Origin of the sequence: Sulfurimonas sp. HSL-3221, from assembly GCF_021044585.1 — a bacterium.
In the GTDB taxonomy this organism is placed as follows: Bacteria; Campylobacterota; Campylobacteria; order Campylobacterales; family Sulfurimonadaceae; genus Thiomicrolovo; species Thiomicrolovo sulfuroxydans.
This window is the reverse complement of record NZ_CP087998.1, coordinates 1,404,757-1,418,698: the sequence shown is the minus strand read 5'-3', so window position 1 is coordinate 1,418,698 and position 13,942 is coordinate 1,404,757. Positions and strand designations below refer to the sequence as shown.

General features: G+C 60.5%; 16 protein-coding genes. 1 reads left to right on the top strand and 15 read right to left on the bottom strand.

Going from position 1 to position 13,942, the window contains the following annotated elements:
• Positions 1–9: 9 nt before the first annotated feature.
• The 5 genes from LOH54_RS07210 to LOH54_RS07190 all read right to left on the bottom strand — a co-directional run bounded on the left by LOH54_RS07210 (position 10) and on the right by LOH54_RS07190 (position 4,525).
• The gene (locus LOH54_RS07210) at positions 10–402 is read right to left on the bottom strand and encodes a cytochrome c family protein (protein WP_231018163.1); all 393 of its coding nucleotides are present in this window, start codon (positions 400–402) and stop codon (positions 10–12) included.
• A gap of 82 nt (positions 403–484) precedes the next feature.
• Complete coding sequence (truC, locus tag LOH54_RS07205; RefSeq protein WP_231018162.1) at positions 485–1,213, bottom strand: tRNA pseudouridine(65) synthase TruC; 729 nt, start codon at positions 1,211–1,213, stop codon at positions 485–487.
• Positions 1,168–3,519 (bottom strand): 5-methyltetrahydropteroyltriglutamate--homocysteine S-methyltransferase, encoded by a 2,352-nt coding sequence (gene metE, locus LOH54_RS07200; protein ID WP_231018161.1) that lies wholly within the window; start codon positions 3,517–3,519, stop codon positions 1,168–1,170. The genes truC and metE overlap by 46 nt, the downstream gene beginning before the upstream one ends.
• 58 nt (positions 3,520–3,577) lie before the next feature.
• Positions 3,578–3,907, bottom strand: a complete 330-nt coding sequence (locus tag LOH54_RS07195; protein ID WP_231018160.1) for a hypothetical protein — start codon at positions 3,905–3,907, stop codon at positions 3,578–3,580.
• Between the two features lie 42 nt (positions 3,908–3,949).
• Positions 3,950–4,525, bottom strand: a complete 576-nt coding sequence (locus tag LOH54_RS07190) for a class I SAM-dependent methyltransferase (RefSeq protein ID WP_231018159.1) — start codon at positions 4,523–4,525, stop codon at positions 3,950–3,952.
• 176 nt (positions 4,526–4,701) lie between these two features.
• Here LOH54_RS07190 and LOH54_RS07185 point away from each other — a divergent pair, with 176 nt between their 5' ends.
• Positions 4,702–5,217: a hypothetical protein gene (locus LOH54_RS07185; RefSeq protein ID WP_231018158.1), complete on the top strand. Its 516-nt coding sequence runs from the start codon at positions 4,702–4,704 to the stop codon at positions 5,215–5,217.
• Here the strand turns inward: LOH54_RS07185 and LOH54_RS07180 are convergent.
• From LOH54_RS07180 to LOH54_RS07135, 10 genes are all read right to left on the bottom strand, one after another.
• Positions 5,214–6,668: a TrkH family potassium uptake protein gene (locus LOH54_RS07180; RefSeq protein ID WP_231018157.1), complete on the bottom strand. Its 1,455-nt coding sequence runs from the start codon at positions 6,666–6,668 to the stop codon at positions 5,214–5,216. The two genes, LOH54_RS07185 and LOH54_RS07180, sit on opposite strands and share 4 nt — an antisense overlap.
• A complete protein-coding gene (locus tag LOH54_RS07175; protein WP_231018156.1) occupies positions 6,650–7,975 on the bottom strand; it encodes an NAD-binding protein in 1,326 nt (441 codons plus the stop codon). The genes LOH54_RS07180 and LOH54_RS07175 overlap by 19 nt, the downstream gene beginning before the upstream one ends.
• A 117-nt stretch (positions 7,976–8,092) precedes the next feature.
• A complete protein-coding gene (locus LOH54_RS07170) occupies positions 8,093–8,236 on the bottom strand; it encodes a hypothetical protein (protein ID WP_231018155.1) in 144 nt (47 codons plus the stop codon).
• A gap of 43 nt (positions 8,237–8,279) precedes the next feature.
• Positions 8,280–9,320 (bottom strand): coproporphyrinogen III oxidase, encoded by a 1,041-nt coding sequence (locus tag LOH54_RS07165; RefSeq protein WP_231018154.1) that lies wholly within the window; start codon positions 9,318–9,320, stop codon positions 8,280–8,282.
• Between the two features lie 3 nt (positions 9,321–9,323).
• Positions 9,324–9,791 (bottom strand): hypothetical protein, encoded by a 468-nt coding sequence (locus LOH54_RS07160; protein ID WP_231018153.1) that lies wholly within the window; start codon positions 9,789–9,791, stop codon positions 9,324–9,326.
• A 10-nt stretch (positions 9,792–9,801) separates the two neighbouring features.
• On the bottom strand, positions 9,802–10,524 hold the full coding sequence (locus LOH54_RS07155) for an acyl-ACP--UDP-N-acetylglucosamine O-acyltransferase family protein (RefSeq protein WP_231018152.1): 723 nt from the start codon (positions 10,522–10,524) through the stop codon (positions 9,802–9,804).
• Positions 10,521–11,420, bottom strand: a complete 900-nt coding sequence (locus LOH54_RS07150) for a Gfo/Idh/MocA family protein (protein ID WP_231018151.1) — start codon at positions 11,418–11,420, stop codon at positions 10,521–10,523. Before LOH54_RS07150 ends, LOH54_RS07155 begins: the two co-directional genes overlap by 4 nt.
• Positions 11,417–12,514: a DegT/DnrJ/EryC1/StrS family aminotransferase gene (locus LOH54_RS07145; RefSeq protein WP_231018150.1), complete on the bottom strand. Its 1,098-nt coding sequence runs from the start codon at positions 12,512–12,514 to the stop codon at positions 11,417–11,419. Before LOH54_RS07145 ends, LOH54_RS07150 begins: the two co-directional genes overlap by 4 nt.
• Positions 12,511–13,563, bottom strand: a complete 1,053-nt coding sequence (gene lpxB, locus LOH54_RS07140) for a lipid-A-disaccharide synthase (RefSeq protein WP_231018149.1) — start codon at positions 13,561–13,563, stop codon at positions 12,511–12,513. The genes LOH54_RS07145 and lpxB overlap by 4 nt, the downstream gene beginning before the upstream one ends.
• Entirely contained in the window at positions 13,560–13,928 is a 369-nt protein-coding gene (locus tag LOH54_RS07135; RefSeq protein WP_231018148.1) for a c-type cytochrome, read from the bottom strand. The genes lpxB and LOH54_RS07135 overlap by 4 nt, the downstream gene beginning before the upstream one ends.
• Between the last annotated feature and the right edge of the window lie 14 nt (positions 13,929–13,942).

The following is a 13,942-nucleotide window of genomic DNA, read 5'->3' as shown; positions in this document are numbered from 1 at the left end:
GCACAGCGCCTAGAACTGCTCCCAGAGCCATTCGGCCACTGCCTCTTTTTCAGCGTTCGTCAACCCTTTGACGGGCGTCATCACCCCGAACTTTTCCACCATCTCCGGCAGACACAGAACGTACTCTTCGTCGGGATCGTCGATGTACTCCTTGACAAAGGCTTTGACGACTTTGCGCTGGATATCTTCATCCTCGTTGTGGATATGGATCATCATCTTCAGCCGCATGGCGACCATGCGCATCGTCGGCGCTTTCATCTTCGCCTTCTGCTGGCCGCGCGCCGGTTCTTCAAGCGGGAGCATGACCATATGGCAGGAGGCGCAGTGCTGCTCGTAGATCTTGTAGCCGTCCGCGCCAAAAAGCGATGCGGCGAGGAGAAGAGGCAGGATTATCGGTTTCATCGGCACTCCTTTACACGGACGTTATTTTTCATTATGCCACTGTGTTGTTAAGGGAAGATCGGGAGTAAGAAATTAAAAAATATTATTCAGCGTCCCAGCCGAAAGCGGTGAGAATGCTCGCGAAGACCTCCCCGACGGTGGCCTCGATACAGAGCGGCTCCCCGGTGACGGGGTGGGGGAGTTCGAGCTTCGTCGAGGCGAGCAGCAGCCGGTGGCAGCCGAAATGTTCCCGGAAAAGGTTGTTGTGCTCTGTCCGGCCGTATTTGGTATCGCCGACGATGGGGTGCAGCAGGTGTTTCATATGGCGCCGCAGCTGGTGTTTACGCCCCGTTTCGGGCCGCAGCCGTACCAGGGAGTAGCGGGCGGTCTGGTAGCGCCCGACGGGGATGGGAAGCTCGACGGTCGCGAGGCGTTCAAAGAGCGTGACGGCTTCCTGGGCCTCTTTGTCCGTGCGCGCCTTCGCGTCGGTCATCTTGTCGAGCAGCTCTTTGAGCGGGTAGTCGATGCGGCCCCCTTCGTCAATGTAGCCGCGCACGACGGCGAGGTACTCCTTGCGGACGCTCCCGGCTTCGAAGATCTCGCCGACTTTGCGGGCCGTATCGGGATCGAGGGCGAAGAGCAGCACGCCGGAAGTAGGCTTGTCGAGGCGGTGGACGGGATAGACGTACTGCCCGATCTGGTCCCGGACGAGCTGCAGCGCGAAGCGCGTCTCGTCCTTATCGATCCAGGAGCGGTGCACGAGCAGCCCGCTGGGCTTGTTTACGGCTACAAGCCACTCGTCGCGGTAGAGGATCTCGAGGGATTCGTCCATGCTGCATCGCCTTTTTTGGATGCGATTATAGCGTCAAATGCGGCGCGCACCTCGCTGACGGCTTCGACCATGTTGGCCAAACTCGGTTTAACCTCCTCCCATTTGCGGGTTTTCAGGCCGCAGTCGGGGTTGATCCAGAGCTGCTCTTGGGGCAGTACCTCCAGCAGGGCGTTGATCTGCACGACCATCTCCGCCACCGGCGGGACGCGGGGAGAGTGGATGTCGTAGACGCCGGGACCCACCTCCTGCTTGTAGCCGACCTCCTTGAAGATGCGCAGCAGGGCGTTGCCGCTGCGGGCGGTCTCGATGGAGATGACGTCCGCGTCCATCGCCTCGATGGTATGGATGATGTCGTTGAACTGGCTGTAGCACATATGCGTATGGATCTGCGTTTCGCTGCGCGCACAGGCGACGCTGCGGCGGAAGGCGTCGACGGCCCAGGTCTCGTAGGCGGAGATGTTCTCGCGGCGCAGCGGGTACCCCTCCTTGAAGGCCGCTTCGTCCACCTGGACAATGCGTATGCCGGCATTTTGGAGGTCGTCGACCTCGTCGCCGATGGCCAGGGCGATCTGCGCGGCCACGTCGGCACGGGGCAGGTCATCGCGGACGAAGGACCAGTTGAGGATCGTGACGGGACCGGTGAGCATCCCTTTGACGATCTTGGAAGTTTTGCTCTGCGCGTAGGTCGTCCAGCCCACGGTCATCGGCAGGGGACGGCTGACGTCGCCGTAGATGAGCGGCGGCTTGACGCAGCGGCTGCCGTAACTCTGGACCCATCCCCTGGCGCTGAAAACGAAGCCGGCGAGCTGTTCGCCGAAGTACTCGACCATATCGTTGCGTTCGGGCTCGCCGTGCACGAGTACATCAAGGCCGATCGACTCCTGGAAGGCGATGCAGTCGTCGATGTAGGCTTTGATGCCCGCGTCGTACGTCTGTACATCGATGTCGCCACGTTTGAAGTCCCGGCGTAGCGTACGGAGTTCCGGCGTCTGGGGGAAGGAACCTATCGTCGTCGTCGGCAGCAGAGGGTAGCGCAGCGCTTCGCGCTGGGCCTTGATCCGTGTTTCATAGGGCTCGGTACGTTCCGTCCCCGTCTGCGATGCAACGCGCTGCTGTACGGCGGCGTCGTGGATGCGCGGGGAACATTGCCGTGTGTGCACCGCTTCCCGGCTGAGTTGCATCAGGCTCAGTTCCGCATCGTCCAGCGCCGCCCCGGTAAAGCGTTTGGCGACGACGTTCAGTTCGGCCAGTTTCTCCTTCGCGAAGGCGAGCCACTGTATGACCTCCGCATCCAGTGCCGTTTCCGCTTCGAGCGAATAGGGGACATGCAGCAACGAACAGGAGGTGGCGGGAACGATGAGGGATTTTGGCACCGTCTGCGCGATCGTCTCGAGGGTGTCGCCGACGGCATCGAGGTCGCTGCGCCAGACGTTGCGACCGTCGATCACCCCGGCGATGAGCGTTTTGCCGCTTTGGGCGACGGTGCCGAGCGCTTCCATGTTGCGCGGGCCGTGGACGAAATCGAGGGCGATCCCGCTGATGGGTGTATGGGCGAGCACTTCGACGGCTTCGCAGGCGTGTTCGAAATAGGTCGCGACGATGATCTCCACCTGTGACGCGGTGCTGCCGAGCCGGTCGTAGGCCCGTTTGAGCAGGCTCAGGGTCTTGGCATCCGGCCCGGTGACGAGGAGCGGCTCGTCGATCTGGACGGTGACGAGGTCGTCGAGGGTGCTGATGGCCGTAAGCACTGCTTCGTAGCAGGCGACAACGGCATCGAAGTGGGCGTAGCGGTCAAAGTTTTTCTCAACGCTTTTGCCGAGGCCGAGGAAGGTGAGGGGGCCTATGAGGTTTATTTTCGGGGTGATGCCCGCCGCCTTCGCCTCTTGGTATTCGGCGACGATTTTCGATGCGTTCGGTGCAAAGGCGTCTGTGGCCGCGAACTCAGGGACGATGTAGTGGTAGTTGGTGTTGAACCATTTGGTCATCTGCATCGCGGTGCGCTGGCTGTCGCCGCGGGCCATGGTGAAGTAGCGGATGGTGTCGTCTTCGATATTGCGGAAGCGGGCCGGGACGGCGCCGAGCAGGACACAGGTGTCGAGCATCGCGTCGTAGAAGCTGAAGTCGTTGCAGCTGATCGTGCCGATGCCGGCGTCTTGCTGTTCCTGCCAGTGGCGGCGGCGCAGTGTCGATGCGCACGCTTCAAGGGCGGCAAGGTCGCTTTTGCCGCTCCAGTAGCTCTCCAGTGCGAACTTGAGTTCGCGGTTCTCCCCGATGCGGGGGTAGCCGATGACGTAGTTTTTTGACATGGGTCTGTCCTTTGATATTTTTCTTTTTTCGATTGTTGTTAAGGTCGGATGGAAAAAATCAGAGGTACGGCGGATGGACCCCGGTACGTCGGAAGCTGTAAAATCGGCAGTTGCAGGTACAGGCGGATGGTTTGCGGCAGGTGCGCAGGGTCAGGAAGGTTCGGCGTCTAAAGTAACAGTCGCAGTGGCAGGGCTTGTCGCTGGCAAAACAGGTGAGGGCCTCCAGGGGTTCTTCCGGTGGCGCCTCGTCGCTTTCACGGTCGTGCTGCAGGACGGTGGCGTAGGTTTCGAGGCATACACGCAGGGCGTTTTGCGCGGGCGCGACGCTGTGCGCCTGGATGGAAGCGAGGGTGAAATAACGCTTGCCGAAGCCTCTGGGTGTTCTCAAAGAACCTCTCCTGTTCAAAAATCTTGCGCCATTATACTGCGATCAATCTTTGCGTACGGCAATCGCCTGTTTGCGCATGCGGTATTTTTCGTGCGGTTCGTTCCAGAACTCTTTGTACTCCAGGACGCTGAAGCCCTCGCCGAAGAGCGATTTGAGTTCCTCTTTCTGGAGCAGGAAATCCGGGTTGGAGTCGGGCTTCTCGTTGCCCGCATCGGCCATGTAGGTCTCCAGGACCATGATACCGCCGGGTTTCAGCGCCGCTTTTGCCCGTGCGATCAGGCCGCGGTCGAGGAAGTTCGTTTTGACAATCATGTCGTAGGTTTCCGCGTCGGGGACGAAGGTGTCGAGGTCCGCTTCGATCAGGTTGATCTTGTCAAGGTCCGCCTTCTCCCGCAGGGCCGCAAGGGCGACGGTCGAGATGTCGACGGCATCGACGCTAAACCCTTCGTCGGCCAGATAGAGGCTGTGGCGCCCGCCGCCGCAGGCGAGGTCGAGGGCCCTCGCTCCAGGGGCTTCGGCGGCATGTGTACTGACCAGTTCACTCGGTGGCCTGCGTTCGAGCAGCCCCTCCATCTCGGTGTATTTCTTATCCCATTTCTCTTTGTCTTTTTGCGCCAATGTGTCTCCTTGTCGTATGTCTCTGTTCTCCCGGGTATGCAGAAACAATGAAACCGATTATAGTCCCAAACGGCTGATGATACGATGTCTGGTGTTTTCACAGAAAACGCGGCAGCGGCAGCTTAATCACTCCCTCAAGCCGCTTTGTTTATACTGGGTCTCCATAAAGGAGTTGCATGGAACGGGTCAGAATCGGGGCGCATCATAAAACGAAGTCTATGTGGAAAACGGTGCCGGGCGCGGTGCTGATCTACCTGCCGATCCTGGCGGCGATCCCCTTCGCCGTCCTGGCGGTCATACTGGTGCGCTGGCACCTCAGGATCATGGGGGCGGAGAACCTGAAGACCTACCGGGAGTTCGTCCCCGACTGGGAGAGCCACCGCTATACGCGGCGTGACCAGATCACTTTCACGACGGAGACGCCGCGATGGCACCTCAGCCGTTTCCGCTTCTTCTGGCTCTTCAACTGCAAACTCTACTGCCCTTTGAGCGTGGCGCTCTTTAGCTACCTGGCCTATCTCGTGAAAGTTGTGGAGAATTGGTGGTGTCCCTTCTACCATGACAAAAAAGCAGCCTATGAAGAGGGGGCGATAGATGCCTCATTTTGGCATATCTACCCGGAAGAGAAGGCGAAACTTCATCCCGACGACCGGGACAACCCTCTCTGGAACGAAACCTCCCCGGAGCGCTAATAGCGTTTCCAGAAATCCCGGGTAAAGAGCAGCACGACGGTGAAGAACTCCAGCCTGCCGATGATCATGGCCGCCGAGAGGATCATTTTGTCGATCCCGCTGAAGAAGTGGAAGTTCTCCGAGGGGCCCGTCATGGCGAAGCCCGGCCCGATATTGCCGACGCAGGCGATCGAGGTACTGATGCAGGTGACCGCATCGTAGCCGCGGGCAAAGAGGTAGAAGGTGAGCAGGACGTTGGTGGTGATAAAGAGGAAGAGGAAACCGCTGACGCTGCCGATGACTTTGCTGCTGACGGGTTTGCGGTCGACGAAGACCCCCACGACGGCATTGGGGTGGAGGATCTGTTTGAGTTGGGACTTCAGGTTCTTGAAGAGGATGACGTAACGGATGATCTTCATCCCCCCCGCCGTCGAACCGGCGTTGCCGCCGAGCAGCATGGCGATGAGCAGGAGCGCGACGGGGACGGCGCCCCAGAGCTCGTAGTTGATCGTCGCGAAGCCCGTGGTGGTCAGCAGGGAGGCGACGGTGAAAAAGGCGTGGGTCGTACTGTAGACGATGCTGTCGCCGCTGTTGGCCAGGTGCACCAGGGTGAGGACGGAGGCGAGCAGGATGAAGAGTCCGAGATACCACCGCACCTCTTCGGCGCGGAAACCGCTGAAGTCGCCCCGGGCCGCTTTGAGGTGGGCGAGGAAGTTGATTCCCGAAAGCATCATGAAAAAGGTCGTCGTCCAGAGGATGACGGGCGCGTCGTCCCAATAGCCCATTGAGAGGTCGCGCGTGGAAAAGCCCCCCGTCGAGATCGTCGAAAAGGCGTGGTTGACGGCATCGAAAAGGTTCATCCCGCCGGCGAGGAGCAGCACGGTGTTCGCCGCGGTAAAGAAGAGGTAGAGCCCCCAGAGCCGCAGCGCCGTATCCCTGATTTTCGGCGTCGCCTTCTCCAGCTGCACACCGGTGGATTCGGCCCGGAACATCGTCATGGAACCGGTCGGGTTGATGAGCGAAAGCAGGCCCACGCCCAGGACGATGATCCCCATCCCGCCGAGCCAGTGCATCAGGCTGCGGAGCATCAGGATGCTTTTGGGCAGGTGCTCTATTTCCGTGTAAATCGTCGCCCCGGTTGTCGTAAAGCCGCTGATCGCTTCGAAAAAAGATTCGGTGAAGGTAGCCTCGGTGTAGATGTAGAGGGGGACGGCCCCGGCGATGCCGAGCAGTATCCAGACGAGGTTAACCGAAAAGATGGCGCTTTTGACCGTCATCCGCATCCGCCGGCGGTAGAGGGCGGCGAACAGGACAAGGTTGAAGAGAAAAAAGAGCAGGTCGAAGCGGATGAAGGGCGCCATGTTTTCGCCGTACACGATGCCCGTGCCGATGGGAATGAGAAAGAAGAGCGCCAGGCCAATGCCGATGGCACTGATAAACTTGGCGCTGTTGATCAGAGTGTGTAGATCCACTGTTTGATCTCCTCTTCATTATCGGCATGGACGAAAACGAACAGGACGTCTTCGCGGTGCAGCTGCAGTTTCGCCACCCAGGGCAGCAGGATGCCGTCGCGGAAGAGAAAACAGCGGCATCGTTTCGGGTTCGGCGGTTTGACCATCTTCTCCAGCAGCGGCGAATCGGGGAAGATCTTGCGCGAGTAGATCAGCCCCTTGCCGCCGCAGTAGTGGCGTTCGGAAATGATGGAGCTGGAGCTGATCTTCTCCAGGATCGTGTAGTAGGCGCTCGATTTCGGGCCTCGGATGGCGGTGATGCCCAGGGAGTGCATCAGCTGGTAGCGTTCGAGGTCGTTGTTGATCGCCACCGTCCGCGTGATGCCGCGCTCTTTCGCTTCGAGGGAACGGATGATGTTCTCCTCATCCTCCTTGCTCGTGAAGATCGCCATGTCCGCGCGCCCGACGTGTTCGTTGTCGAAGAGGGTGTGCTCAATGTAGTGGCTATTGATGACCATCGCCTTCTCCTGCAGCAGCTCGGAGGCGTGCTCGCACTTCTCGATCTGGTTGTCGATGATCTTGAGCTGCACCCCCTTGGGGATGAGCGCCTTGGCGATCTCCAGCCCCAGCAGGTCGGCGTCGAAAATGGCGACGCGGCTGATCCGGTCGGGGAGGGAGGGGTTGAGCCTTGCGCAGTAGGCGCGAAGGGTGTCGGGGGCGCCGAAGAAGTAGACGAGGTCCCCCCGCTGCAGCATGGTCTCTTTGTCGGGGAGGATAAAGCGTTTATCGCGCTCAAGCCCCACGACGACGGAGCTTTCATGGATAAAATGCGACACCGGAATGCCCGCTTCGGGGGCGTCGTCCACGTATACGGAGATCATAAGAAAGGAGGTATAGATGAAGGATTTGACGTTGTTCGCCTGGGGGAAATCCAGCAGCGCGCTGATGGACTTTGCCGCGGAGGAGAAGGGGAAGACGGCTGTGCTGATCCCGAGCTTCCCGGCGATGGTACTGTCGGCGAAGAAGGGGTTCTTGAGTCGGATGATCTTCCGGTCGGCGACGATCACGTCCCCGGCGATGAGGGTGGAGAGGATGTTCGCCTCGTCGCTGTCGGTGACGGCGATGAAGATGTCGAAACGGCGGTTTTTCAGGGGGGCGTAGGTGTCGGGGTCTTCGATGTTCCCAGCGATGGTGAAGACATCGATGCTCTCCTGCAGCTGCTGCAGCGCGGAGGGTCTCTGGTCGATGATGGTGACGTTGTGGCGGTGCGAAAGGGTACCCGCCAGGCGGTAGCCGACCCGTCCCGCACCCGCAATGATTATATTCACGCTGTGTCCTTGAGGTGCATTTTAGTACACAGTTTCTTAAGGGCTTCCGGTTTGTAAAAGAAGGGGCTGAAAATCGTCTGCGGAGGTGAAAACCGTGCGCCGGGTTCGACCTGGGGATTATTCGTCGTCGTTGCGCTGTCTTTCGAGGTACCAGGCGAAGGCGACGAGGCAGATGATGACCCCGGCCCAGACCATAAAGCCGGGCAGGGCGGCGGTATTGAGATGGCCGGCACTGTCCGGCGGAAGGTTCGGAGGGCCCACTGTCAACTCCTCGTGGTTGTCTTCAGACCATTATAGCCTGAAATCAGCGGTGGTTCTCCACGGTCGGCGGAACGACGGCGCTGTCGGCCTGCATGGTGAGGGCTTCGGGATGGGCTTTGTAATGGGCGCGTACCGCTTCGGCCAGGCGCGCCTTGACCGGCTCGTCGACCAGGACGATCTCGTCCGCTTCGGGAAGGGCGTCGATAATGGCCTGCAGGAGCGCATCCTGCGGGGAAGCCATCTTCGGCAGCCAGCTCTGCAGCAGCGCTTTGTCGACGAACTCGGGGATGGAGCCCATGATGCCGACGTCGTTCTGGTCGTGGATCAGCAGCCCCGAGGTCGTGCCGCGGTCGAGGGTGAGGACCTGGAAGAGGTAGAGTGTGTGGTAGGCGAGCTGTTCGGCGACATCCTCTTCGCTCACCTCCGTACGCTTGGCCAGGGCGTCGGCGATGATGGAGACATAGACGTCGATCACCTGCTCGGCAAAATATTTCGCAAAACCGTAGTCCGTCCCGAAGTCGCCGCTGTTATGGTGCTCCAGGTAGAAGTGCGCGACGCCGCGGTGGCGTCCGAGGACGGGAATGTTGAAGTAGCGGTCACCCTGTTCCGCGCCCCGCTCAAAGAGGTCGGGGGTGATGAAGTTGAGGTGTTCGATAAAGCGGTGCTGATCCTCTTCGTAGAAGATGGAGGGGTTCAGGTCCGCCATGATGCGCCAGTAGCCTTCGCCGTCCTTCATACGGGTATAGCTGATATGCATATGGATCGAGGGGACATGGGGGTTACGCGGGTGGATGATGGTCGAGATGGCGCTGGCGGCGTCGAGTTTCTTTTCGGGCATATCCTCGTAGTGCACCTGCGACACGTTGACGGAGGCGCGGTTGAAGAGGCGCTCGTCGCGCCCTTCGTAGCGCATCCCGCCGCCGTGGCGTCCCTCGTCGCGGAACCACTCCACGGCTTCGAAGGGGACGTTCCCGCCGAAGATCTGGCTCAGCCCGCCCAGGCGGTTGACGAAGTAGAGCTGCAGGTTCTCCATCAGGGCGATCGCCGCCTCCGACTCCGCCGTTTTCGAATAGATTCGTTCCATGACTTATGCCTCCCTGAGCGCTTTTTTGATCAGCCCCGTCGAAGCGAAAAAGAGCAGTTCGAAGAGCGGGTCGATGCGCGCCGTGTTCGCGTCGGGGGCGTCGACGGCCTTGAAGGTGAAGGGTTCGCCCTCTTTGGGCGTGATGGTAAAGGTGACGGGGAAGAGGGTCCGCACGGCGTTCTGCTCTTTTTTCGAGCCCTTTTCCAGCAGGTTCTCCATCGTGTCGTGCTTCTTGATCATCTGCGCGATCGTCTCGACCTTGTCGGAGAACAGGACTTTGTTCCAGCTCACCTTGCCCTGCTCGAAGTGAAACGATGCCGTTTTGTTCTGCAGGGGCGAGGGCTTCATGCCAAGGATTGTCTCCACCAGGCCGAGCAGGCGGCCGGTACCGCCGAGGGCTTCGGCGCAGGCGTTAAGCTGCTCGCGGATGGCCGCGAGGGTGTCGTTGTCATAGGTGTTGAATTGCAGCATTTTTTTCTCCTCAGGCGCAGCGGTGTGCGGCGATGAAACCGGTAAAACGTTTGGCCTGAGGGTTCTCGAGGGCCTCGCTCATTTCGGCGGCGGTGTGTGGGTCGAACTGTTTGTGCAGTTGGCGGAAGCAGCGGCGTACGCTTTCGATGTCCTCGCGGTCCTCGAAACGGCGCCGCATCCCGATCAGGTTGAGTCCCCGGACGGTGGCGGGGTTCCCCTCGACGAGGCAGAAGGGCGGGACGTCGTATTGCAGGTTCGACGCGCCCCCGACCATCACGCCCGTGCCGATGGTACACTCGGCCGCCACGGTGCTGAGACCGCCGATGATGACGCGCTCCTCGCAGCGGCTCCTTGCCTGCATCGTCACGGCGTTGGTCAGGATGCAGTTGGCGCCGAGGGTGACGCCGGGGAAGAGCTGGACGTAGGCCATGATGAAGTTCTCTTCGCCGATGGCGACGGCGTCGGCGGTGTCGTTCTGCGTTGCAATCTGGCAGAACTCGCGCACAAAAGTACCACGCCCCAGGGTCACGGGGGCGAGGCCGTTGCCGATCTTGACAAAGGAGAAGAGGCGCACGCCCGCTTCGAGGGTGACGGGGCCTTCAAGGACGACGTGGGCCTCGAGGCGCACGCCCGCACCGATCACGCAGTCGGCGCCGATGCTGCAGAAGGGCCCGATGTGGGCGTCCGGGGCGATAACGGCACCCGGCGCGATGACGGCGGTAGGATGGATCATGCTTCGGTTGCCACCTGCAGTGTGATGATACTGTCTTCGATCGTTGCCAGCGAGCCGCGCTCGCCCGTTTCGAGGTAGGTCACGAAGGCTTCGACCTCTTTGAGCAGCGGCTCGTCCTTTTTGATGTGGCAGCCGCGCACGACGTAGGAGTTGTTGACGTGGAAGTTCGAGTACTCCGTGAGGTTCTGCGTGATCAGGTCCGCCTCGAAGTAGGCGTCCTTGCAGGCGACCTCGATGGTGCGCTTTTTAAAGGGCGTGAGCCAGTTGGTGAGGATCTCGCCGACGATGGCGTCTTCGAGCTCGAAGCTCAGTACCGCGTTGTCCTCGTGGTGGTTGTGGATCTTGCGGGATTTGAAGATGTTCTTCTCCAGGATGTTGCGGTGGGTGATGAAACGCATCAGGTCGATGTCGTGTACCGAGAGGTCGGTCAGGACGCCGACGTCGGCGATGCGCGGCGGGAAGGGGCCGACGCGGGTAATGGACATCGTGTAGATCTCCTTGCCCTCGAGCTCCTCTTTGAGCGCCTGGACGACGGGGTTGAAGCGTTCGACGTGGCCGACACAGCTTTTCAGCCCCGCCTCCTGGACAGCCTTGGCGATCAGTTTCGCGTCTTCGATCGTCGAGGCCGCCGGCTTTTCAATAAAGACGTGCACCCCGCGCTCGATACACTTGAGCGCGACCTCTTTGTGCAGGAAGGTTGGCACGACGATGATGGCGGCATCGGGCTTGGCGGTGTCGAGCATCTCGTCGACGTCGGTAAAGAAGGGCTCGGCAAACTCGCCGTTTTTCACGACGTCGCAGAGCGCGACGATCTCGACTTTTTCGCCCAGGGCGTGGAGGATGCGGTAGTGGTTACGGCCCATGGAACCCAGGCCGATCAGGGCGATCTTTATCATGCGTTCTCCTCCAGGGCGGTGACGATGAAGTCCTGCTGCTCCGCGGTAAGGTAGGGGCTCATCGGCAGGGACATGATCTCTTCGCTGACGCGCTCGGAGACGGGGAAGTCGCCGGGTTTGTAGCCCAGTGGTGCGAAGGCTTCCTGCAGGTGCAGCGGCATGGGGTAGTGGACCGCCGTCGGGATTCCTTTGGCGTTCAGGGCCGCGGCGACAGCTTCGCGGTGCTTGACGCGGACGGAGTACTGGGCGTAGACGCTGGTACGTTCTGCCATGACGGCAGGGGTAACGACGTTCGCGTTGGCGAGCTTTTCGCTGTAGGCCGCACCGATGCGCATCCGCGCCTCGACTTCATCGTCGAAGTGGGCGAGCTTGACATTGAGGACCGCCGCCTGGATGGCGTCGAGACGGCCGTTGATGCCGATGTACTTGTGCTTGTAGCGCTCGTTCTGGCCGTGGTTGAGCAGCATGCGGATTTTTTCCGCCAGAGCGTCGTCACTGGTAAAGACGGCACCGCCGTCCCCGTAGGCGCCCAGCGGTTTGGACGGGAAGAAGGAGGTACAGCCGATCGTGGAGAGGTTGCAGGACTTTTTGCCTTTGTACTCGGCCCCGAAGCTCTGGCAGGCGTCCTCGATAACGGGGAGGCCGTGTTTGGCGGCGATGGCGTTGACGGCGTCCATATCGGCGCACTGGCCGTAGAGGGAGACGGGGATGATCGCTTTGGTGCGTTCGGTGATGGCGTCTTCAATGAGTGCGGCGTCGATGTTGTAGGTCGCCTCGTCGATGTCGACGAAGACCGATTTGGCGCCGAGGAAGGCGATCACTTCCGCCGTGGCGATGAAGGTGAACGGGGTGGTGATGACCTCGTCGCCGGCTTTGATGTCGAGGGCCATGAGGGCCAGCAGCAGGGCGTCGGTGCCGCTGCTGCAGCCGATGGCGTGCGCGGCGCCGGTATAGGCGGCCAGGTCGCTCTCAAGCTTTTGCAGTTTCGGTCCGCCGATGAACTGGGCCGATGCCATGACCTCGCCGACTTCGCGGTCGATCTCCTCTTTGTATGCCTGATACTGCGCCTGCAGATCGATAAAATTGATTTTCATTCCTGTTCACCTTCGATAAGATGTGCCACACGCGCGCTGCTGCCGTGTTCAAGATACCCCCGGAGCGCCTTGGCGTCTTCGACAAACGCCGGACGGTCGAGGGTCTGCATCGCGCCCAAAAGCGCCTCCGCCGTCACGTCGTTCTGGATCAGCTCCGGGTGCAGCGGCCGCCCTTTGAAGCGGGAGAACATGATGTTCGCCAGGCCGATGTAGTCGAGTTTGACGAGCGTCTTTGCGATCAGGTAGTCCAGCGGTTTCGCCACGTAGGCGAGGACGAACGGGGTGCCGATCAGGGAAGCCTCGAGGGTCGCGGTGCCGCTGCAGATAAAGGCGAAATCGCTCTCGTAGAGGGCCGCATGCGCATCGTGTGCCACAATAAACGGTGATAGGTTACCGTAAAGATCATTCAGCTCTTCTTTCGCAAAATGCTTCGGCACAACGATCACCGCTTCGGCATCGAGGCGGGAGCGCAGTTCCCTGAACACCGGCATCAGACGCCTGATTTCGCTTTTGCGGCTTCCGGGCATAAAGGCGACGCGTTTGAGCACCGGGGCGGCCTCGGTTTTGAAGTGCGCAATCTCGTCAAGCAGGGGGTGGCCGACGTACTCGATGGGGGCCTCCGGGCTGTAGTACTCCTTCTCAAAAGGGAGGATGGAGGCGAGGCGGTCAATAGTGCGCTCAAGCACGGGGATCCGTTTCTGTTTCCACGCCCAGGCCTGGGGGAGGATGTAGTAGATGATCTCTTTGTCGGGGTAGCGCTTCTTGATCTTTTTGGCCAGGGGGAGGTTGAAGCCCGAGGAGTCCATCAGCAGCACCTTGTCGGCCTCGGCGGCGAGCGCGACCATCTCGTCGGCGAGCTTGAAGAAATAGCGCAGCTTTTTAAGCGCGTCGACGAAGCCCATGATCGCCAGGGAGCGCAGGTCGACGATGGGCTCGCCCAGGGCGCTGTCGAAGATGCCGATCAGCTCGATGTCGTCGCCGAGTTCGGCTTTGAGGGCCTTCAGGTGGACGTTGGCGGAGTGCTCCAGGGCGGAAACGAGCAGCTTCATGATCCGCCGTCTCCCCACTGCTGGAAGGCCGGGTCGTAGCGATCCGTCTGGGCGTCGTGGAAGTCGTGCAGGAAGGTGGTGATGGCATCAATGTCCGCGTCGCTGAGTGGCGACGCAAAGCCGATCATCATCTCCTGCATCGGGGTATCGGCGACCCCTTTGCGGAAGGTCTGTAGTTTATAGGCCAGAAACCCTTTGGCCCGGTTGGCGAGAGAAGGGTAGTTGCCGGTTCCCTCCGCGCGGGAGCCGTGGCAGTTGTTGCAGCCGTTTTGAAAGTAGAGGGTCTTCCCCCGTTCGTAGGTCTCATCGCTCTCTTGCGCCGCGAATGCAACGGCTGCGAAAAGAATCAAAAGAAAAAAACGCACTCTAACCCCTGGCT